General features: G+C 39.9%; 22 protein-coding genes. 16 read left to right on the top strand and 6 right to left on the bottom strand.

Annotated elements, in window-relative coordinates; translation table 11 throughout:
• Positions 1-10: 10 nt before the first annotated feature.
• Positions 11-1282, bottom strand: a complete 1272-nt coding sequence (locus tag RIC88_RS08335) for a TolC family protein (RefSeq protein ID WP_350217078.1) — start codon at positions 1280-1282, stop codon at positions 11-13.
• Between the two features lie 68 nt (positions 1283-1350).
• Between RIC88_RS08335 and RIC88_RS08330 the strand changes: the two genes are divergently transcribed.
• Both RIC88_RS08330 and RIC88_RS08325 read left to right on the top strand, forming a co-directional pair.
• A complete protein-coding gene (locus RIC88_RS08330; RefSeq protein ID WP_350217077.1) occupies positions 1351-1935 on the top strand; it encodes a DedA family protein in 585 nt (194 codons plus the stop codon).
• Positions 1936-2027: 92 nt separating this feature from the next.
• Positions 2028-2432: a DUF1987 domain-containing protein gene (locus RIC88_RS08325; protein ID WP_350217076.1), complete on the top strand. Its 405-nt coding sequence runs from the start codon at positions 2028-2030 to the stop codon at positions 2430-2432.
• On the opposite strand, the gene RIC88_RS08320 is transcribed toward RIC88_RS08325, so the two are convergent.
• Genes RIC88_RS08320 through RIC88_RS08300 form a run of 5 tightly spaced genes read right to left on the bottom strand, consistent with a single transcriptional unit; the run spans position 2410 to position 7521 of the window.
• Entirely contained in the window at positions 2410-3345 is a 936-nt protein-coding gene (locus RIC88_RS08320) for a patatin-like phospholipase family protein (RefSeq protein WP_350217075.1), read from the bottom strand. The genes RIC88_RS08325 and RIC88_RS08320 overlap by 23 nt on opposite strands.
• Positions 3346-4200, bottom strand: coding sequence for a mechanosensitive ion channel family protein (locus tag RIC88_RS08315; protein WP_348281580.1), 855 nt, complete (start codon positions 4198-4200; stop codon positions 3346-3348).
• Complete coding sequence (locus RIC88_RS08310; protein ID WP_350217074.1) at positions 4176-6128, bottom strand: KUP/HAK/KT family potassium transporter; 1953 nt, start codon at positions 6126-6128, stop codon at positions 4176-4178. The genes RIC88_RS08315 and RIC88_RS08310 overlap by 25 nt, the downstream gene beginning before the upstream one ends.
• Before the next feature lie 20 nt (positions 6129-6148).
• The gene (locus tag RIC88_RS08305) at positions 6149-6838 is read right to left on the bottom strand and encodes a DUF1003 domain-containing protein (protein ID WP_350217073.1); all 690 of its coding nucleotides are present in this window, start codon (positions 6836-6838) and stop codon (positions 6149-6151) included.
• 14 nt (positions 6839-6852) lie between these two features.
• A complete protein-coding gene (locus RIC88_RS08300; protein WP_350217072.1) occupies positions 6853-7521 on the bottom strand; it encodes a hypothetical protein in 669 nt (222 codons plus the stop codon).
• 126 nt (positions 7522-7647) lie between these two features.
• Here RIC88_RS08300 and RIC88_RS08295 point away from each other — a divergent pair, with 126 nt between their 5' ends.
• From RIC88_RS08295 to RIC88_RS08230, 14 genes are all read left to right on the top strand, one after another.
• A complete protein-coding gene (locus RIC88_RS08295) occupies positions 7648-8499 on the top strand; it encodes a universal stress protein (protein ID WP_350217071.1) in 852 nt (283 codons plus the stop codon).
• A 233-nt stretch (positions 8500-8732) separates the two neighbouring features.
• Entirely contained in the window at positions 8733-9047 is a 315-nt protein-coding gene (locus tag RIC88_RS08290) for a hypothetical protein (RefSeq protein ID WP_350217070.1), read from the top strand.
• Between the two features lie 98 nt (positions 9048-9145).
• Positions 9146-10228: an efflux RND transporter periplasmic adaptor subunit gene (locus RIC88_RS08285; protein ID WP_350217069.1), complete on the top strand. Its 1083-nt coding sequence runs from the start codon at positions 9146-9148 to the stop codon at positions 10226-10228.
• Between the two features lie 27 nt (positions 10229-10255).
• Positions 10256-13468, top strand: coding sequence for an efflux RND transporter permease subunit (locus tag RIC88_RS08280; RefSeq protein WP_350217068.1), 3213 nt, complete (start codon positions 10256-10258; stop codon positions 13466-13468).
• Positions 13469-13494: 26 nt separating this feature from the next.
• Positions 13495-14925, top strand: a complete 1431-nt coding sequence (locus tag RIC88_RS08275; protein ID WP_350217067.1) for a TolC family protein — start codon at positions 13495-13497, stop codon at positions 14923-14925.
• A 27-nt stretch (positions 14926-14952) separates the two neighbouring features.
• Positions 14953-15582: a hypothetical protein gene (locus RIC88_RS08270; RefSeq protein WP_350217066.1), complete on the top strand. Its 630-nt coding sequence runs from the start codon at positions 14953-14955 to the stop codon at positions 15580-15582.
• 7 nt (positions 15583-15589) lie between these two features.
• Positions 15590-16450: a universal stress protein gene (locus RIC88_RS08265; protein WP_350217065.1), complete on the top strand. Its 861-nt coding sequence runs from the start codon at positions 15590-15592 to the stop codon at positions 16448-16450.
• A 357-nt stretch (positions 16451-16807) separates the two neighbouring features.
• Positions 16808-17143 carry a YnfA family protein gene (locus RIC88_RS08260; RefSeq protein WP_350217064.1) on the top strand — a complete coding sequence of 112 codons (336 nt, stop codon included), beginning with the start codon at positions 16808-16810 and terminating at the stop codon, positions 17141-17143.
• Between the two features lie 77 nt (positions 17144-17220).
• On the top strand, positions 17221-17592 hold the full coding sequence (locus tag RIC88_RS08255) for an ArsR/SmtB family transcription factor (protein WP_350217063.1): 372 nt from the start codon (positions 17221-17223) through the stop codon (positions 17590-17592).
• Complete coding sequence (merTP, locus tag RIC88_RS08250) at positions 17589-18224, top strand: mercuric transport protein MerTP (protein WP_350217062.1); 636 nt, start codon at positions 17589-17591, stop codon at positions 18222-18224. The genes RIC88_RS08255 and merTP overlap by 4 nt, the downstream gene beginning before the upstream one ends.
• A gap of 23 nt (positions 18225-18247) precedes the next feature.
• Positions 18248-18580, top strand: coding sequence for a heavy-metal-associated domain-containing protein (locus tag RIC88_RS08245; protein WP_350217061.1), 333 nt, complete (start codon positions 18248-18250; stop codon positions 18578-18580).
• Positions 18580-18801: a GDCCVxC domain-containing (seleno)protein gene (locus RIC88_RS08240; protein ID WP_350217060.1), complete on the top strand. Its 222-nt coding sequence runs from the start codon at positions 18580-18582 to the stop codon at positions 18799-18801. The genes RIC88_RS08245 and RIC88_RS08240 overlap by 1 nt, the downstream gene beginning before the upstream one ends.
• Entirely contained in the window at positions 18798-20138 is a 1341-nt protein-coding gene (locus tag RIC88_RS08235; protein ID WP_350217059.1) for a dihydrolipoyl dehydrogenase family protein, read from the top strand. Before RIC88_RS08240 ends, RIC88_RS08235 begins: the two co-directional genes overlap by 4 nt.
• 89 nt (positions 20139-20227) lie before the next feature.
• Positions 20228-20668: a DUF6769 family protein gene (locus RIC88_RS08230; RefSeq protein WP_350217058.1), complete on the top strand. Its 441-nt coding sequence runs from the start codon at positions 20228-20230 to the stop codon at positions 20666-20668.
• The last annotated feature ends 115 nt before the right edge of the window (positions 20669-20783 follow it).

Here is a 20783-nt window from a genome sequence, read left to right as displayed (position 1 = left end):
AGATATTTTACTACCAATTCCAATAGGTGTATGCACTTTGCAAAAACAACAGATTGATTCTGGTGTTGATTAAATTGATTTGTGCCTGTTTATAAAATTTTAGGCCATTGATGTAGTCTACAATGGAAAGCTGACCGACCTGAATCTCTTTTTGATATTGTCTTAAAAGTGTTTGGTAGTCATCTGATTGTTTTTCCAAAAAGGCTACATTTTCGGTAGCCCTTTGTATAGCGTCCAGCAATTTTTTCTTATTATTTTCTATTTCCAGATTCCTAAAGCTCCTGTATTGCTGGATGGTGTTTAATGCTACTTTGTTTTTTTGCAAATTAAGATTTCGTTGCTTTCCATCATAAACAGGAAGTGATAGTGTCAACCCTGCACTTAACCCCATATTGCGGTTAGCATTGTTGATATTGGCAGCATTCAGACCTGCATTTCCATAGACACTCACAGTAGGAACGTAAGCACTTTCGAAAGCACTTACGCTTGCTAGGACGGATAGACTGTCTGCTCGAAATGCCTGAAAAAATGCCTTTGACCCGGATGAAACAGAATCATTTTCAGTAAAGACCGGAACGGTTAGCTGATGTCTGACTGTATCTTTTATCCCACATATAGTAGTTAAATCGAAATAACCCTGATGCCACTGATTAATTAGCGTGTTTATGGCTGATGTCTGTGTTTTCTGTTCCAACTCAATTAGCAAAACATCTGAACGTTTTAGAATACCTGCGTCTGCTAACCGAGTAATTATAATTGTCTGATCTTCAATATCACTTAGTAGTTTTTGATTCATCGCAACCATTTCCTGGTCAAGCAAAACCCTGATATACTGGTCAGTGATTTGTTTCTTTAGGTCATTCGTAAATAGGTTTTGGTTTGCTCTGAGTTTTTGTTGATTGGCTGTTTCAACGCTGGTACGGGCTTCAAGAATTTTTTTGGTAAAAATGGGTTGACTGGCATTGATCAACGCTGAGTACAAACCTCCATTGGATATATTAATATCATATCCCACGGCATTCGGGTTTGGGCTGGTATCAATAAAGCTTTTGTTGTTAAAGTAAGGGGCAAAAAGCACATCACCGGTGAGAAAGACTTTGGTGGCAGCCACTTCTTTTTTTATTCGTTCTTGCTCTATTGTTGATATTTGAACTTGATTCTTAGCATCAGCTATGGTCGGATTTTTTTGAATACCTTGTTCAATGAAATATGTTACATCGACCTGTGCCTTTACCGTGAATAAAGTGACGAGGAGACAATGAATTAAAAAGAACACTTTCATAACTGAAAAACTACGACTAATTTTCACAAATAGCTAAAGGTGGAGCTTTAACAGTAGATGAACAGCTTATGAACCATGAGATTTATATTTATCTATCCATCATTGCAGGAACCTTCCTGGAAGGTGAGGCCACTCTTTTAGCTGGTGCTTTTTCGGCTCATCAGGGATACTCGAATGTATATTTAATCGGATTTATGGGTTTTGTTGGTGTACAGCTAACTGACTGGTTCCACTTCTTAATCGCCAGGATCAAGGGGAGGGAGTTTTTGAATAAAAGAAAAGTAATGGCAGCTAAGGTGCAAAAAATCACCGGGTTGCTGGATCGGAACCCTTATCTGTTCCTTACAACTTATCGGTTTATTTATGGTGCAAGAACTATCATTCCATTTTCATTGGGTCTGAGTCAAATATCAACACCAAAATTTGCGGTTTTTTGTACTATAAGTAGCCTTGCGTGGGCCACTCTTTATACCTATCTGGGTTTTGCTGGTAGCAAGTTTCTTTCAACATTTTTTGACGATCTAAAAAAGCATGAATGGCCTATAATCATCAGCTTGCTGGTTGTGGGTTTTCTCTATATGTTAATAAGAAAGAGGAGAGCTAAAAACAAGGTAAGAAAGATCAATTTTGAAGATAACGGACTGAATATCTGATTAGCAACCGCAACAATCTTACGAGTGAATACAAATAATGGTAATATTTCACCATTGTAAGAGCGAAAGAGATTTGTGACTTTTGATTCGCTATGAAGAAAGAACCTCAATTTGCTTTCTACTGTATAGAAGCTACGGAAGTAACTCCAAGAGTATACTTTAATTTAACCAGAGGAGTTTTTGAAATCAAAGGCCGATCCTATCCAAGTAACAGCTTAAGTTTTTACAAAAGGATTTTGGATCACCTGACCTTGCTTCAAGATTCAGGGATAAAACTTGACTTATCGGTGAGGATAATCCTTGAATATTTCAATACGAGCTCTTCAAAATGCTTACATAACCTAGTTAGAAAATTGAATGAATTCATTGAAAAAGGGCACAGGGTTCAAATAAACTGGTATTACCCATACGAAGACGAGGACATGAAAGAGCTTGTAGAGGATATGAATGGTTTATTCGGAAACAAAATGAAAGTTATAAGAGCGATGACCCATTAGCTTTAGTAGCTGTTGTGATTCTCACTTCTACAGGGTCAGTGCTTTTAAAAACTTCTCGTCCCTCGCACCACCAGCTAAGCATTTGTTCCTTATCAAAAATCAACATCTGTTCAGTTAATAATCGTGGTGTAAAATAAAAGTTTAGTTTCACATCGTGATCTGCCGCTTCAAGCTTGCCCAGCGCTAGGTCATCCTTCATAATTTGCTTAAACATAAAATCATAAGAACGGGTCATTAACTGCAAGACATTTTTTACTGGTGGGAAGTGAATGTCCCTTGATTCTGGTCTTAGCACTATTACGTCTACTTCCTTTGCGCCTCTTCTAATAGCCTCTTGAATAGGAATCACATTACCAAATCCACCGTCTCCGTATTCAGACTCATTTTTTACTAGCAATGACATAAAGGGTAAAACATTTGCAGAAGCCCATACCCAGTCACAAAAATCCTCATATTCAAACTCGGAAGACGATTTGTATTCAAGTTGTTGTCTGGTGAGGTTTGCAACCGTCACAACTACCTGCTTCCCTTTGTCATGTAAATACTCAAAATCTTTTTTTTCAAATGTGGTAGTGATGAGGTTTTTTAGTGCGGTACTATCTCCAATAGTTTTAGAACCCTTCAATATCATTTGAGAGATGGTGAGAAGATTAAAGTGAAGCTTTGGCTCTTTTCCTTCCTCTTTTTCTACTTTAAAAGGAGATTTTGTGAAAATATCATCTTGCCCAATGCTGGTAAAAACCTTTCTGGCTTTTTCGAGATTATTACTTGCTAATAATGGTATTAGGAGACCGCCTGTAGAGGTACCTACATATAAATCATAATCTCGTTTCTTTTCAGTTAGTAAGAATTCAGCAACTCCTCCTGCAAAAGCACCTTTGCTACCACCCCCTGAAACAACCAATGCTCTCATTTACTTTTTAGTTTGGCTTACAATATTCATATATGGATACGGTATCTCCACTCCTTCTTTATCGAAACGCTTTTTGATTGATTCCAGCAGATCACACTTCATCATAAACGCCTTGCCAGGATCTTCAGCCCAAATCCAGGCTCTTATTTTTATGGAATAATCTCCTAACTCCGTAACCTTCACTAAAAAAACATCCTGCCCTTGTTCTTTTTCCTCTTTTGTTCTACCATCTACTGCACTTGGATGTTTTCCGGCTTCAGATTGGATGATTTCCCTGGCTTTGTCAATGCTTGCCGTATATGCTATATCGAAATCGACAAACTGACAAATCCGCATATTCGTATGATCGGAATTGACAATGTATTCGCCCCCTATGACTGAATTTGGTATGACTATTCGTTTGTTTTGATAATCCCTTATGGTTGTATGTCTTAAGCCTATGTCTTCGACTCTTCCAATTAGGCCATCCTTGGTAGTGATGCGGTCATTCAATCTATAGGGTTTGAAAATGATAATGAAAACACCACTCACAACATTGGAGAGCGCTTGCTGAGAAGCAAACCCAACAATGGCAGCAGCGATTCCAGCACCGGCCAGTAGGGTTGAGGCCAGGTGTCTTAAATTAGGTATGTTGAAAATAATGAGTGCAAACCCGGTCATGTAAATAGTGGCAGTGATCAAATGTTGGACAAAACGATAATTTGTAACATCTCTCTTTTTGCGGAGCGAGCTTTTAAATAAGCGGTTGAAAAATCGATTGACTATGAATGACAACAGGATGCTCCCAATGACAATAACGAGTGCCTCTGAAGTATAAAACAGATCAAGCTTTAACTTTTCTGAGATGGAGTCCATGGCTGTAATTTCAGTTTTTCTTTTGCATGTATGGTAATAGGTACCGTCTCTACTTCTACATCTGCTTCTTCCAGTCCAAAGTCTTCAGTGATTGAAACGCTCCACAGCTTTAATATCCGGTAAATTCGAATGAAAAACTGATCAAAAGGATGAAGAAATGTATCCACTGTAAGTCTGGAATTAGTAATTATAAACTTAAAATCTGCAGGTATATCAAATCCACTTAGAGATGGATGAATGTTCTTATCTGTTACCGATTTCTTTTCCATCATCTCGCTGACCACTTGCCTGAACATTAAATTGATTTTGTGTGGTTCTTTAAAACCCAACTTTAACTTGACGTAATGGCAGCCCTCTGAAAGTGCATTCACTTCATAGTAGAGTCCAAATGGTTCATCTAAAATATCTACGTGCAAAAACCAATAAACACCAGCTCGTTTGGGAGTACTCCTGATCATGGAGTGAATAATGTTAGTTTCGACCAGGTCCTGTCGGGAAGACCGTGAAAGGTAAACCAGGTGAGTAGACTTTAAAGGGATGGTTTTGTCATCCTTTAGTTTACTAATAATTGGCAAATAGTTTTCCACCTTTTCAAACTCGACATGCTTTTTGCGAATCTTTCCGGCCTTATGAAGTGCATACATAATCAGGAACAAACTAATGGCAATCAAAAAGGCAAACCAACCTCCATGAGTAAACTTGTTGGCGTTTGATAAAAAGAAGGTTCCTTCAATAGTATAAAATACCAATGCAAAGAAAATGACCGGTAGCCACGACTTGAACCTCGTGAAAATCAAAAACGAAAGCAACGTGGTGGTCATGAGCATGTCCACAGTGATTGCCAAACCATAAGCTGCTTCCATGTTTGAGGACTGCCTGAAGATCAGCACTACTATCGTACAACCTGCGAGGAGCAACCAATTGATTGCGGGTATGTAAATCTGCCCTTTTAGCTGACTAGGAAATTCTACTTTCAATCTTGGCCAAAGCCTTAGTTTCATTGCTTCATTTACCATGGTAAACGTACCGGTGATAAGAGCCTGACTCGCAATAATGGTGGCACCTGTGGCAATAATAATCCCTGCTGGCAAAAACCAATCAGGCATCAATGCATAGAAAGGACTTACATCCGGAAGGAGCTTACCCTGGAATTGCATGACGTAAGCTGATTGGCCAAAATAACTTAGCAAAAGAGCTGTTTTTACAAAGCCCCAGCTAAATCTAATGTTGGCTTTCCCGCAGTGCCCAAGGTCAGAATACAATGCTTCAGCTCCGGTAGTACAAAGAAAAACTGCTCCCAGAAGCCATATTCCCTCGGGATAGTTGGTTATTAATTGAATGGCGTAAAGTGGATTTATTGCTGCCAATATTTCCGGGTGCTTGCTGATTTCCATCACACCGAAAAATGCCATCATCCCAAACCATACCAGCATGATTGGCCCAAATGCACTGCCAATTTTGGCTGTGCCAAACTGCTGTGCTATAAATAATGACAGTAGGATAACCAGCACAATAGGTACTGTTTGAATATCAGGATTTATCAGCTGCAGGCCTTCTACAGCTGATGAAATAGAAATTGGAGGGGTAATAAACCCATCTGAAATGAGGGTTGCACACCCAATAATAGCCGGATAAATAATCCATTTGGACTTATACTTTCTTAGCCGTGCGTAGAGTGCAAATATTCCTCCTTCACCCTTGTTATCTGCATTTAGCGCAAGTATCACATATTTGATGGTGGTAATAATTGTGAGTGTCCAGAAAACACAGGATACCCCACCATAAACCAATAATTCTGAGATCTCTTTTTCACCTACAATTGCTTTAATCACGTAAAGTGGCGATGTGCCAATGTCACCAAAAATGATTCCCATGGTGATGAGCACACCTGCAGGAGTCAATTTCGAATGATCCAGTTTGCTTGACATTTGAGCTTGATTTTTAAGAATTAACTCCTGATTTTATTGACCAAATCTTCAAGGTATTCCATTTGTAGCTGCTGAACCTCCATCATCCTTTTATTCTGGTATGTGATTAAATGATCCAGCTTTTCGTGAAGGGTTCGAATCTCTACTTCAGCCTTTAGATTGATTTTATAATCATTTTCAGCCCTACTTCTATCTTTCTGCTCCTGCCTGTTTTGACTCATCATAATTACAGGTGCCTGTACAGCTGCTAAACATGATAAAATCAAATTAAGGAGTATAAATGGGTAGGGATCAAACGGTTTGGCGGCAATTATGAAAACATTTAAAAAAATCCATCCCATCAAGACGCTAAAGAAAGCGATGATAAATGTCCAGCTTCCTCCAAATGTTGCAATCTTATCCGCCAACCGTTGACCAAAAGTGCTTTCAGGTGCAAGGTCATGCTGTGTTACTACCTTCGTGTGGTCAGTGAGCGCTTGCAGAACCTCTTTCTCTAATTTACTTAGCTCTTTCTTTTCCCCACTTACTAATTTCAGTAAATACGCTTTGCGAAATTTGTTCAACTCCTCCGTACATACAAAGTCATTCTCTGAAAATGCCGGATATTGTTTGTGAATCAGTTGAAAAACTCCTTTTCGTATTTGCAGACCTTGATGAGCCTCATTTGGAGGAATTTTTTTACCGCTAATGAAACATTTAAGTGAATCCATTTTTTAATCAATTGTCAAAGACCACTCCCATCCATAGGATTCTCATTTTCTTCAAGTCTTCGATTGATGTCTGAAAGTTTCTTCTTTAGGTTTTTCCAAAACGTGTGATCTGCCTGTTCAGCCTTAGCTACATCTTGCTTAGCCTGAGCGAGCTCTTGTTTTTCTTCTTCTGACATTGGAAGGTTGGCATGATTGATTGCATATTGTGTTCGCACTATTGCAGTGTGCATACGCTGAAGTGTTTCTTTATTTTTTTGTTCATTTAAAACCCAATCCTCAATGACCAGTAGATTATACATACCAAGCGACCCATCTGCACTCGCAAATGCTCCTCTTAATTCTTCTGGCGACACAGAACCATCAGTTGAAATTTTATCGGAAAGGTTCTGTAAGTCGGATATGGCAAACTCAATAACCTCAGCATGTACTGTATCACCTGCTATAATAGTGTTTCTCATAGCGACTATGGCTTCCTCAATATCGTTCTTTACAGAAATTAGATCTCCATTTTCGAATCGGGTTATCGCATCTGCAAAGAGGTTATCAGGATCGAGGTACTCTGCTTTGGCCTCCTGATCCATTTTATCTTCATAGCTGGAAGTCTCTTTATTCTTATTTGTACAGCTCATTACCATCAATTGAATCGCAATTGCGATGAGGCTTATGCTTTTTATACTTTTCATATTTAGAAGGTTTGGTTTTAATTAATGACAATTTATAGGAAATATTGATACTTTTAAAGAGGCTCCCATTAGGGAAAAGTGCTATTTAAGTAACCTTATTAGTAGGATTAAATTAATTCCATTGAAATGAAAAAGATTTTAGTACCCATAGATTTCTCAGATAGATCATCTGATGCGTTGGATTTTGCGATTGAATTTTGCGAGCATATTAAAGGTGAGCTTACCCTTTTGCATGTGCTGGATTTCCCATCTACCTCCTTCAACTCTGCAGGTGAATGGAATTTGGATTTTGCACAATCGCTATATGAAGAGGAGTTTATAAAAAGGGTCCATAGTCAATTAGAGGAATGGGGAGACAGGGTAATGAGAAGAAATCCGGAAATTCCGCTCACGACAAAAATGGAATATGGTAGTACGTATCATAGCATAAGTAAAGAGATTACAGAAGAAAAAGCAAATTGGATAGTAATGGGCTCAACCGGGTCTTCGGGGATAGAAGAAATATTTATTGGGTCACTTGCCGAAAGGGTAATAAGACATGCTGACTGCCCCGTTTTTACGATTAAAGGGCCGACAAAAATCTCCAATATGAAGAGTATGGTTTTTGCTTCAGATCTCTCAAACGAACAAGATATCATAGCTTATAAAGCCAAGGATGTGCAGGAGTTGTTTAAACTAAATATGCATGTAATTCGTGTTAAAACGCCACATAATTTTTTAACAGAAGAAGTGGCACAACAACAGCTTAAGGATTTTGCCAAAAGGAATTATTTAAAAGACTACACGCTCAACACAATTGAGGCCGATTACTCAGACATTGGGATTTCAAAATTTGCGGATGATATTGATGCAGGTCTCATTGTTATGGGTACTCATGGAAAAACCGGACTTGCTCATATTTTTGGAGGTAGCAGAGCGGAAGACTTAGCTAACAGAGCACATGTGCCTGTACTTACCTTCAAAATTCCATTTGACTGATTCCAATCTTAATTGCTTGTGGAAGAGATCACAGCTCAAAGATGAATCCATTAACCATATCACGATAGAGTTTGAAGGACAGGATGAGAATTGTGAGTTGCAGCATTGTTAGCTTGTCTAGCAAAAATTCCTGATTCGTCTACACTTTTACTCGTTTGGTAAAAAGAAACGGATTCTCTCATTGAATAGATAATTAAATTGTTAATTTCGATCCACCAAAAGTAAATTCTGCTTTGCTGAAAAGAATACTTCATATTGCTTTTGCCTTTATCCTCATCGTCACTACGACGAATTCAATCTGGAGTCACCTGATTGAGGATGACAATAATCCTATAGAACTTCGAGCTGAATCAGATGCTGAAAAAGGAGAGAAAGAAGGTAAGAAGGAAATAGAAGAATGGGATAATGATTTTGCTCATGAAACTGGTGACATTACCCCAACACTTTATTGTGGTCTACAGAAAACTGGGTCAAACTCTTTTGCACCCTCAACAGAATCCTCCAATAGGCTTTACATTCTTTACAATCGTCTCAAACTAGACTGCTAATACGTCTCTTTTTGTTGGACTTTTAGTGCGCTGCACAAGTCCATAGAATATCCTGTCACGCAGGAATCCATTCAGATTTTCTAACAGACGTATTAAAAATGAAAAACTTAAAAGCTATGATCAGCATAGCTGTGATAGTATTTATCACTAGCTGTGGGTCACATAAAGAACACCAGGAGTCCCTGATGAGACTTCCTGTAACCAATCCTTTAAGAAAGGATACACTAACTACACGAACCTATGTTTCACAAATTCACTCATCCAGACACATTGATTTAAGGGCCTTAGAGAAAGGCTATTTAGAAAAGATTTATGTGGATGAGGGACAATTTGTAAAAAAGGGACAATTGATGTTTCAAATAATGCCACGTCTCTATCAGGCCGAACTCAGACGAGCAAAAGCAGAGGCAGAATTTGCAGAAATTGAATATCAGAACACCAAAAAACTAGCCGACCAGAATGTGGTGGCTCCCAATGAACTTGCCCTGGCCCAAGCAAAACTGGATAAGGCGAATGCCGAATTAGCGTTAGCTCAGGTACACCTTGATTTTACTCAAATAAGAGCTCCTTTTGATGGAATTATGGATCATTTCCATGCAAGAGAAGGGAGTCTTCTAGAAGAGGGGGAATTACTAACCACACTATCAGATAATCATGAAATGTGGGTTTATTTCAATGTACCAGAAGCCGAATACCTGGATTATAAGAAGAAGTTAAAAGGTGATAGTGTAATGGAGGTACAGCTTATGTTGGCCAACAATGAGCTGTTTGAGTACGATGGTAAAGTAACCACGATAGAGGCCGACTTCAATAATAAAACAGGCAATATTGCCTTTAGAGCTACATTCCCTAACCCTAAGGGACTTCTGAGGCACGGAGAAACAGGAAATATTCTGCTTAAGCGACCGCTTAAAAATGCCCTCTTGATTCCTCAAAAGGCAATTTTTGAGATATTGGATCAGAGATATGTTTTCGTGGTTGGAAAAGATAATGTCATACATTCCAGACATATCACTATTGGTGCTGAACTACCGCATCTATTCGAAGTAACATCCGGACTCGAAGAATCGGATGTTATTCTGCTTGAGGGTTTGAGGAAGGTAAAGGATGGAGATGAAATCGAACCAGAATTTCACGAGGTAGAGAAGGTTTTGAGTGAGCTCGATCTCTACGCTGAATAATTCATTCACCCCTAAAACAAAATCAATATGTTTCTTAGCAGAATAATACACAGACCTGTATTGGCTATTGTCATATCAATAGTGCTATTGTTTACAGGATCGTTGGCAATCAAGACATTGCCTATTTCTCAGTTTCCTCAAATCGCACCAACTGTGGTCAATATTTTTATTGCCTACCCTGGGTCAAATGCCGAAGTACTGGTTAACTCAACCCTGATTCCTTTAGAACAAAAAATCAATGGCGTGCAGGGAATGCGCTATATCTCATCAGATGCTACAAGCGCAGGAGAAGCCACGATTCGTGTCATTTTTGAACCGGGTACAGATCCTAATGAGGCGGTTGTCAGAGTAAAAACTCGTGTGGATCAAGTAATGCCTTTGCTACCTCTATTGGTACAACGTGAAGGAGTTATCATCACTCCTATACAGCCAAGTATGTTGATGTATGTCAACTTATATAGTAATGATAAAGATGCCGATGAGAAATTCCTTTACAACTATGCCAACATAAACATGATCCCTGAAATTCAGCGAGTCGAGGGGATCGCTACAGCACAAATTTTAGGAAGTAGGCAGTATGCAATGAGGGTTTGGTTAAAACCAGATCGAATGCGTGCCTATAAAATTTCAGCAGAAGAGGTCATGGAAGCGCTCCTCGAACAAAGCATTATTGCAAGGCCAGGCAGATTAGGAAGAGCAGATAGTAAAGACTCGCAAGCACGTGAATATGTTTTAGCGTATCAAGAAAGGTATAATAAGCCAGAGCAGTACGAGAATGTGATCATCAGAGCCAATGAAGAAGGTGAAATCATCTATTTGAGGGAAATTGCTGAAGTAGAATTAGGAAGTGAGTTTTTTGATATCTATTCAAACCTGGATGGTCACCCGGCAGCTTCTATCGTGTTGAAACAAACGGTAGGAAGTAATGCTTCAGATGTAATCGCTGAAGTGAAAGATAAACTTGCTGAAATGAAAGAATCTTTTCCTCCGGGAATGGATTTTAAAATTAGTTATGATGTGTCTAACTTTTTAGATGCTTCGATAGAACAAGTTACACATACCTTAAGGGATGCTTTCATTTTAGTAGCTCTTGTGGTGTTTATTTTCCTGGGAGACTGGAGGTCTACGCTTATCCCCATTTTAGCAGTACCTGTTTCCCTTATTGGTGCTTTTTTCGTTCTTCAAATTTTTGGGCTTTCCATCAACCTCATCACACTTTTTGCTTTGGTTCTGGCTATAGGAATAGTCGTTGATGATGCCATTGTAGTGGTAGAGGCAGTGCATGCCAAGATGCACGAAAAGAATATTTCTCCTTACAATGCTGTGAGGGAGGTGATGGGAGAGATCGGTGGTGCTATTATCGCTATTACCTTGGTGATGGCGTCAGTGTTTCTGCCAATTACTTTCATGCCAGGTCCTGTAGGGACTTTCTATCGTCAATTCGGGATCACCATGGCAAGTTCAATAATACTATCCGCTGTGGTTGCATTGACCCTAACTCCCGTTTTGTGCGCCATGATCTTGAAAAACAATCATGGTAAGAAAAAGAAGAAAAATATACTTGATAAAGCACTCCATTCATTCAACAGTGGCTTTGAAAAATTAACTGGCAGATATGTAAGTGTCTTAAAAGTGATTGTAAATAGAAGGACGGTGACATGGGGAGTTCTTATCGCTTTTGGTGTTGGCATTTATTTGGAAAATAAATCTTTGCCATCGGGATTTATCCCGAATGAAGATCAAGGCACTATTTATGTCATTATTCAAACCCCACCAGGAGCAACGCTAGAACGTACTAACCAGGTTTCTCACGAGTTGCAGCAAATCGCTGAAGAAATTGAGGGAATTGAATCTGTATCAGCACTGGCTGGATACGAGATTATGACAGAAGGGCGTGGTTCGAACGCTGGTACATGCCTCATCAACTTAAAGAACTGGTCGGACAGGGAACACACCGTCCATGAAATTATGGAGGAGTTGGAAGAAAAAACCCATAATCTAGGTGCCATTATTGAGTTTTTTGAGCCACCCGCAGTTCCCGGTTTTGGTACTTCCGGTGGGTTCTCCTTGCGCTTATTGGATAAGACTAATGAGACCGATTATCAGGATTTTGATCGGATCAACAATGATTTTATGAATGCATTGAGAAAGCGAGAAGAGCTGACAGGTCTGTTCACCTTCTTCGCGGCAAACTACCCACAATACAAGTTAATCATCGACAATAAAGTGGCTATGCAAAAGGGCGTGTCTATTGACAAAGCAATGGAAAACCTAAATATTTTGATTGGAAGCACCTATGAGCAAGGCTTCATTCGATTTGGTAGGTTCTTCAAAGTTTATGTTCAGGCACATCCTGAATACCGCCGATATCCATCTGATTTGGATGAATACTTTGTGAAAAACGAGGAAGGCGAAATGGTCCCCTACTCCTCTTTTATGACACTTGAAAAGAGTCAAGGCCCGAATGAAATCACTCGGTTTAACCTGTACAATTCAGCCTCCATTCGTGGCTTACCTGAAGAGGGCTATACCACAGGAGATGCGATAGAAGCTATACGAGAAGTTGCGGCTAACACGCTCCCCAGGGGTTATGATATCGCATGGGAGGATTTGTCATACGATCAATCGAGGCGTGGAAATGAAGCACTCTACATTTTCATCATTGTGATCATATTCGTGTATTTGGTTTTAGCTGCTCAATACGAAAGCTTCCTGCTTCCACTGGCTGTTTTGTTATCACTACCTATTGGAATCTTCGGCTCTTTCATGCTGCTAAAAATGATGGGGCTTGCCAATGACGTGTACGCACAGGTCGGGCTCATCATGTTAGTTGGATTACTTGGCAAGAATGCAGTGCTAATAGTGGAATTCGCCGTGCAGAAGCATCATCAGGGAGCAACTGTATTTGAGGCCGCTATTGAAGGAGCAAGAGTAAGGTTCAGACCTATTTTGATGACCTCATTCGCATTTATTGCCGGGTTGATTCCATTGGTCATCTCCCATGGAGCAGGGGCAGTAGGGAACAAAACCATCGGAGGATCAGCACTGGGGGGTATGCTTTTGGGAACACTTTTAGGTGTACTTGTTATCCCCGGTCTCTACTACATCTTCGGAAAAATGTCTGAAGGAAGAAAGATGATCAAAGATGAATCAGATGAGCCTATGTCTGAAGAATACGTGCAATCCCTTGTAGAAGACAACCGAAAATGGGAAGAGAAAAAGAAAAAAGAAAGCAGATGATGATCAAGCTTAAAGATTCAAGATCAATGAAGATAATTAAACCATTGCATAGTCTATCAATAGTCTTGATAGCTATGTTGGTATCCTCTTGCGTACCCGAGCTTTCGGTTCGTAATACGCAGCAGTCGATACCAAATCAATTCAACACAGATAGTGACACAACGAACATCTCCAATATCCAATGGGGGCAATATTTTGATGATGCTTATCTGGTAGCACTTATAGATACTGCACTTCAAAACAATCAGGAACTAAACATTTTCATGAGAGAAATGGAGATGCTGAGAAACGAGGTGCAAATCCGAAAGGGTGAATACCTGCCTTTCGTAGATGTGGGTGCAGGTGCCGGACTGGAAAAACCGGGGAAGTATACCCGTGCAGGAGCTGTAGAGGAAAGTCTGGAAATACGTGAAGGTCAGGATTTTCCAGAACCACTTGGCGATTTCATGGTTGGTGCCTACGCTTCGTGGGAGGTAGACGTATGGAAAAAGCTTCGAACCGCGAAGAAGTCAGCACTGACCAGGTATCTAGCATCTATCGAAGGTCGAAATTTTCTTATTACCAATCTGGTATCGGAAATAGCTCGTGCATATTACGAACTTCTTGCACTAGACCGACAGTTGGCCATTGTTCAACAAAACATTGGTATCCAAAGCAATGCGCTTCAGGTTGTGAAAGTACAAAAGCAGTCTGCCAAAGTAACGGAGCTGGCGGTAAAGCGATTTGAAGCCCAACTGGCTGGAACAAGAAGTTTACAGTTTGATATCTCTCAAAAGATTGTTGAGGTTGAAAATGAGATTAATTTTCTTGTTGGGAGATTTCCTCAGCCCATTCAGCGAGCTCTTGATTCTTTTGAAAAAGCAATTCCGGATAGTATTCAGGCAGGTTTGCCTTCACAGTTGTTGGAAAATCGTCCTGACATCAGGCAAGCCGAGCTTCAATTGGCCGCTTCAAAATTGGATGTCCAGGTGGCCAAAGCCAACTTTTATCCGAGACTTGAAATAAATGCAGGCTTGGGTTATCAGGCATTTAATCCCAAATATTTGTTAGAAACACCCGAATCACTGATGTATGGGGTGGCCGGAGATATAGTATCTCCTTTGGTCAATAGAAATGCCATAAAGGCATTTTATAAAAATGCAAATGAGCGACAAAAACAGGCAGCCATAGAATATGAGCAGACTATTCTGAATGCCTATGTGGAGGTAGCAAATCAGATTGCTAACATTCAGAATTTAAGGCAGAGCTATAGGTTCAAATTTGAACAAGTTCAGCGACTGAACGAATCCATAGACATATCCAACAATCTATTCAGATCTGCAAGAGCGGATTATATGGAAGTCTTACTCACTCAGGAAGATGCTCTGGAAACTGAATTTGAATTAGTAGAAACTAAAGTGGCCCAACTACAAGCATGGGTAAGCATTTATCGTGCTCTTGGTGGGGGCTGGAAATGAAATTAGATAACTAAAAATCATAATATTATGAGAAAACAAATCACGTGGATCATCATTGGGGTTATTACCCTTTTTGTGATCTTTTATTTAGTGGGGCAGGAACAAACTCCTGATAACCCAACATTGAACGAATCGGCAATTATGCCGGATGAGTACATGCGTAATGTGGATTACTATGAACAAAAAGACAGACACGCAATAAGCGCCTTCAATCTTGAGCGAGCCATTCAGTCTATATGGAAGCTTGAAAGTGATGTCGATGATCAAAGTTTTGAGAAACTAGAAAATGCGATTAAAGGGCTGGAAGATGTGCACAAAAGCATATTGAGAGACTCAGTAGACTCTGAAAGGTTGAGATCGGCTTTCGAGTTTGCATTGAACAACCTGGCACATGCGGAGCTAGAAGTTGCAGAGATGTATGCAGAGACCAACCATTTAGACAAAGCCAATATAGCCCTGAAGTATGCTCAGCTTCACATCAAGAATGCGATGCTGTTTCACAATCCATACTGGGATCAAAACCCGGAAAATTTAGCAATTGAAAAACAAGTGTTTTTAGAAATGGATAGCCTTTTGGAAAATGAAGCAGTTAGTCCGGTAGAATACACAATGGCATTGGACAAGATGATCAAGGAGATTGATAAAATCATTAAATAAGAAGCAAATGAAAACTAAAATAGAAAACATAATTGTCCCATTTGATAGTGACGAGGTATCAATGGCTGCAGCAAACTATGCTGTTGCTCTGGCCAAAAAAGAGCAAGCCAAAGTAGTCCTCTTTTATGTAATAGAGCATCCTACTGAAGACACCTTTAGCAGTATGGGTGTTTCCGGTATGCCTTCTTTTGAAGGAAATATTTACATAGAAAAGTTGATTGAAAAAACTGAGGAGCGCATGATGAAATTTATTAATGCGCATAAGGAAGTGGAAATTAAATGGCATATTAAGATTGGTCATCCATACGATTCATTGACTGAAATAATTAGTCATGAAAAATGTGATTTATTGGTGATGGGAACGCATGAAGCAAAAAATGGAAATCACGGATTTATTCAATCACATACAGAGAAAATTGTTAATCATAGTGTAGCACCTGTCATAGTAATGCGGGAAGCCAAAGATTTCCTTAATTGCAAAAGCATCCTTTTAGCTACTGATTTCCGAGACCTGAATGCCTATTTCATGAATCGGGTGATTGCCATGCAAAAGCTCACGGGAGCGAGACTAAAAGTAGTTAAGGTGAATACGCCCACCTACTTCAAAACTACCGATGAAGACGAAGCACAATATCATGATTTTAAAAATCAGTTTGAACTTCCTGATCATGATTTTCAGATTTTCAATGATTATGAAGCCGAAGAAGGTATCGTGAAAGTCGCTAAAGCTCACAAGGTAGATTTAATCATGGTAGGCAACCATCGGAGGTCTGGCATTCATCGGTTACTGTTGCACAATACGGTGGAGAATTTGATTCGACAAACCGACATTCCGGTTTGGACATGGCGTCTAGGTTTGAATGATTGAGAAATCAATTTTAGAATTAATTCTTAAGACTTTTAGTAAGTAGTTGGTGGTTTGGCCGGGTCAGAAATGGCTCGGCTTTTTTGTTAACCAAACTGGGATCATGTGTATAGCACATATGCACGACCATCGCCTGCACTCACCTTTAAAATTCCATTTGACTGATTCCAATCTTAATTGCTTGTGGAAGAGATCACAACTCAAAGCTGAATCCATTAACCACATAACCATAGAGTTTGAAGGGCAGGATGAGAATTGTGAGTTGGAGGATTGTTAATAACCTTGCGGAGTTTTGGAAAGTCTGGTTGGAAGCTTACTCTTCCAGTATTTTTGTTAAGTTCTCGTAATGCTATTTTCTCTATGAGTAAAATTCTAAGTTCTTTTTTCTTTTTTATTCTGGCAGGTCTTTGTGAGATAGGCGGGGGTTATTTGATCTGGCTTACATTAAGAGAAAATAAGCCTTGGTGGGTAGGTGCTATTGGAGGTTTGATCCTAATTGGGTATGGTGTTGTGGCTACCTGGCAGCCTGCAAATTTCGGCCGTGTTTATGCGGCGTATGGTGGAATTTTCATAGTTATGGCCATCCTTTGGGGATGGAAAGTCGATGGTATCATTCCTGATCGGTATGACATTATTGGTGGGATAATTGCCCTTATAGGTATGTTAATCATCATGTACGCACCAAGAACACATTAATCTTATTTTAGCATTCTCTTAAATACTGAACCTTTTCTTGTACCTTTACGTTTTAGTAATCGCTAAAACATTAAAAGATGAGCAAGACCTGTATAAGAGTATTGGCGGATCCCGTCCAAATTAAGGAATGCAAGGAATCACTGAACCAGCTTGATGAACAGCTGGAGCTAGCAACACAGATATTCAATCTTTCAGGAAACCCAATAAGGTTGAAAATTCTCTTTCTATTGCACAAAGAAGGAGAAATGTGTCCTTGCGACCTGAGCGACATTCTTGATATATCTGTGGGAGGAGTTTCACAGCATTTACGTAAGCTAAAGGACGGGAAGCTTGTCAAAGACAAGAAAGTAGGCCAAACGGTCTTTTATTCTCTGGTAGAAGAGAATATACAAGTGATCAAGCCCGTCTTAAAAAGCTTATTTGATAATTATAAAGAACCAGTATCATGAGCAATTCAAATCAAACAAATACATCCTCCAAAAGTGTTGGGGCAGGTTTGTTGGTGGCCATAACAGCGTCACTTTGTTGTATCACTCCTGTTTTTGCCACGTTGGCAGGGATTGGAGGCATTGCTTCGTCCTTTTCGTGGATGGAGCCTTTTAGACCTTATTTAATAGGCCTCACCATTTTGGTATTAGGGTTTGCCTGGTATCAAAAATTAAGACCCAGGACCCAGGAAGAAATCGATTGTGCCTGTGAGGATGATGAAAAACCTTCCTTCTGGCAGTCCAAGAAGTTTCTGGGAATCGTTACCGTCTTTGCTGTATTGATGCTTGCTTTCCCATCCTATTCCGGCATCTTTTTCTCAGGCAATAGCAATGCATCGAATGTTATTGTGGTGAAAGAAAATGATATTTTGAATGCAGAGCTAAGTATCAAAGGAATGACCTGCACAGGATGCGAGCACAGCGTGAATGCTGCGCTTAATAATAGTGAAGGTGTTCTCGAAGCTTCTTCATCCTACGAAAGTGGCATTGCAACGGTAAAGTTTGACCAATCAAAAGTATCCGTTGATCAATTGGCAACCAATGTTGAGGAAGCTACAGGCTATAAAGTGACTGATAAAAAAGTCATTGATTGAAAAAATTTTAAATAAAAAAGAAAATGAAAACCATCATTCTAAGTCTAACATTTGTCTTCTTGCTTGCAGGAAATGGAATGGCACAATCTGCCAATTCTCCAACAACCGAGTCCACACAGGAAAGTGAGACAGTTAAACTGAAAGTCACCGGTCTCACTTGTGCCGGCTGTGCCAGTCATCTATATAAAGTCTTGAAGGAAACTAAAGGTGTTGTAGACAATTCGGTGGAATATCCCGGTGATATTGCAGTGATTGACTATGATCCTAAAAAGACCCAGCCTGAGCAACTCATTGCAGCCATTGCAGAAAAGACCAACTATAAAGCTGAATTACTAAAACCTAACAACGACGAATAATGGAAAAAGAAATCGTTTTACAATCCACTATTACCTGTCCCAATTGTGGCCACCAAAAAGAAGAAACCATGCCTACAGATGCATGCCAATACTTCTATGAGTGTGAAAGCTGCAAACAAGTCTTAAAACCTAAAGACGGAGATTGCTGTGTGTATTGCTCGTATGGAACTGTCCCATGTCCTCCTATTCAGGAAGGTGGAAAAAGTAGCTGTTGTTCATGAAATACGATGTAATAATAATCGGGTCAGGCATGGCTGGAATGACCATTGCCAATAAATGTGCTAAGAAAGGATTGAGGACTGCTGTTACAGATTCCAGACCTTATGGAGGCACATGTGCACTACGTGGCTGTGATCCCAAGAAAATACTGGTAGGAGCAGCTGAAATAATTGATCGTGCCAATAAAATGAAGGGGATCGGCATTGAAGGAGATATCTCTATTAACTGGCAGGATCTGATGGCCTACAAAAATGACTTTGTTACAAAAATGCCGAAAGGTGTAGAGAAAGGTTATGAAAAAGCAGGTGTAGACATGTATCATGGAGCAGCCAGCTTTGAATCGGAAAACACTGTCCGCATTGGAGACAATCTATTAGATGCAGATAAAATCGTAATTGCCACAGGTGCACGGCCTGTAATCCTGGATATACCTGGAGGTGACTTACCCATTGACAGCACAGATTTTCTAAACCTGGAAGAGCTTCCTAAGGAAATTACTTTTATTGGAGGCGGATATATAGCGATGGAGTTTGCTCAACTGGCTGTCAGAGCAGGAAGTGAAGTAACCATAATCCACAGAGGCAAAACGCCCTTGGAAAACTTTGAAACTGATATCGTGAAGCATTTGGTAAATGCCACTGAAGAATTGGGAATTGAGCTTCACCTTGAGTCGGATGTTGTTGCAGTAGAAAAAACGGATAATGGATTTACCGTAAAGGCAGCATCAAAAAATGGTGAAAAAACTATTCAAACAGACTTAGTTGTTAATGCTGCCGGCAGAGTGCCTGAATTGGATGGCATGAACCTTGAAAAGGCCAATATTTCTTACAGCAGAAAAGGAATACAGGTAAACGAATACTTGCAAAACAAAACCAATCTATCAGTATACGCTGCGGGAGATGCAGCGGACAGCCATGGACTAAACCTCACACCCGTTGCTGTTATGGAAGGGCATGCTGTGGCAGCTAATATTATTCGTGGCAATTCGAAAACACCTGACTACATCGAAATGCCGAGTGCGGTATTCACCTTACCAACTTTGGCATCTGTTGGGATGACAGAAAAGCAGGCAAAAGAAACAGGCTTAGAATATCAAGTAAAGGATGGCTCAGCATCAAACTGGTACAACGCCAAACGAATCAATGAATCAACTTATGCGTATAAAGTCCTTTCAGACAATGAGGGGTACATTTTAGGAGCACACATCATTGGTCCTCATGCGGAGGAAATGATTAACCTTTTTGCAATGGCTATTCGTGGAAAGCTTACGGTTTCTGACATACGGAACATGGTTTATGCATATCCATCGATGGGATCTGATATTGGGTCAATGGTTTAAACTCTTGATAAACATGCTACCAAAAGCATAAATACCCGACTTCAAAGCACTCCTTATTCCAATTTGATTTTCATTAAGTTTGTTCTTTAATGCAGCAGTTTAGAAAAATAGCGGCCATATCGTTTCTGAGCATATTCAGTATGTATCAGCTGCATCAGGTATTGCCGCATGTTCATCATGAGCACGGTAGCGCTGAGCACATAAGCATTACTGAGACTAAGGCTGAGCATTCTCATGATCACGATCACCACCACCATCATGACGATGATGACTCCAGTGAAGGTTTTGATCTCTTAGGATTCCTTTTTGGGACACACGCTCACACAGTCCAGGTTGATAATATCCTTGTCGCCAAAAGTATCTCCAAGCAACAGGTATCTGTTAAGGTTGTAGTAGCAGATGTTGCTTATGAGATTAAGATATCAGAAAGGGAGCTGGAAGAACAGATACTCTGGCAACATCCTCCGGACCCTACAAAATCCCCCCACCTAACTTCGGTTTCGCTAAGAGGCCCCCCATCTTTAGGATAATCATTTCAAGCAGGAAGAATCCCGCTTACCGAGCATATTAGGTTATGCTCAACACTATTTGATTAATCCTAAAATCAATTTACATGTATAAAAAAATCGTGTTCGCTCTTTGCGG

It is taken from the genome of Ekhidna sp., from assembly GCF_040220215.1.
Lineage (GTDB): Bacteria > Bacteroidota > Bacteroidia > Cytophagales > Cyclobacteriaceae > Ekhidna.
The sequence above is the reverse complement of the archived record's forward strand: the minus strand, read 5'-3'. Positions and strand labels throughout refer to the sequence as shown.

Coding starts and splice junctions, on each gene's coding strand:
- RIC88_RS08335 (WP_350217078.1), bottom strand. CDS start 1,282: ATGAAAGTGTTCTTTTTAATTCATTGTCTCCTCGTCACTTTATTCACG.
- RIC88_RS08330 (WP_350217077.1), top strand. CDS start 1,351: ATGAACCATGAGATTTATATTTATCTATCCATCATTGCAGGAACCTTC.
- RIC88_RS08325 (WP_350217076.1), top strand. CDS start 2,028: ATGAAGAAAGAACCTCAATTTGCTTTCTACTGTATAGAAGCTACGGAA.
- RIC88_RS08320 (WP_350217075.1), bottom strand. CDS start 3,345: ATGAGAGCATTGGTTGTTTCAGGGGGTGGTAGCAAAGGTGCTTTTGCA.
- RIC88_RS08315 (WP_348281580.1), bottom strand. CDS start 4,200: ATGGACTCCATCTCAGAAAAGTTAAAGCTTGATCTGTTTTATACTTCA.
- RIC88_RS08310 (WP_350217074.1), bottom strand. CDS start 6,128: ATGTCAAGCAAACTGGATCATTCGAAATTGACTCCTGCAGGTGTGCTC.
- RIC88_RS08305 (WP_350217073.1), bottom strand. CDS start 6,838: ATGGATTCACTTAAATGTTTCATTAGCGGTAAAAAAATTCCTCCAAAT.
- RIC88_RS08300 (WP_350217072.1), bottom strand. CDS start 7,521: ATGAAAAGTATAAAAAGCATAAGCCTCATCGCAATTGCGATTCAATTG.
- RIC88_RS08295 (WP_350217071.1), top strand. CDS start 7,648: ATGAAAAAGATTTTAGTACCCATAGATTTCTCAGATAGATCATCTGAT.
- RIC88_RS08285 (WP_350217069.1), top strand. CDS start 9,146: ATGAAAAACTTAAAAGCTATGATCAGCATAGCTGTGATAGTATTTATC.
- RIC88_RS08280 (WP_350217068.1), top strand. CDS start 10,256: ATGTTTCTTAGCAGAATAATACACAGACCTGTATTGGCTATTGTCATA.
- RIC88_RS08275 (WP_350217067.1), top strand. CDS start 13,495: ATGAAGATAATTAAACCATTGCATAGTCTATCAATAGTCTTGATAGCT.
- RIC88_RS08270 (WP_350217066.1), top strand. CDS start 14,953: ATGAGAAAACAAATCACGTGGATCATCATTGGGGTTATTACCCTTTTT.
- RIC88_RS08265 (WP_350217065.1), top strand. CDS start 15,590: ATGAAAACTAAAATAGAAAACATAATTGTCCCATTTGATAGTGACGAG.
- RIC88_RS08260 (WP_350217064.1), top strand. CDS start 16,808: ATGAGTAAAATTCTAAGTTCTTTTTTCTTTTTTATTCTGGCAGGTCTT.
- RIC88_RS08255 (WP_350217063.1), top strand. CDS start 17,221: ATGAGCAAGACCTGTATAAGAGTATTGGCGGATCCCGTCCAAATTAAG.
- merTP (WP_350217062.1), top strand. CDS start 17,589: ATGAGCAATTCAAATCAAACAAATACATCCTCCAAAAGTGTTGGGGCA.
- RIC88_RS08245 (WP_350217061.1), top strand. CDS start 18,248: ATGAAAACCATCATTCTAAGTCTAACATTTGTCTTCTTGCTTGCAGGA.
- RIC88_RS08240 (WP_350217060.1), top strand. CDS start 18,580: ATGGAAAAAGAAATCGTTTTACAATCCACTATTACCTGTCCCAATTGT.
- RIC88_RS08235 (WP_350217059.1), top strand. CDS start 18,798: ATGAAATACGATGTAATAATAATCGGGTCAGGCATGGCTGGAATGACC.
- RIC88_RS08230 (WP_350217058.1), top strand. CDS start 20,228: ATGCAGCAGTTTAGAAAAATAGCGGCCATATCGTTTCTGAGCATATTC.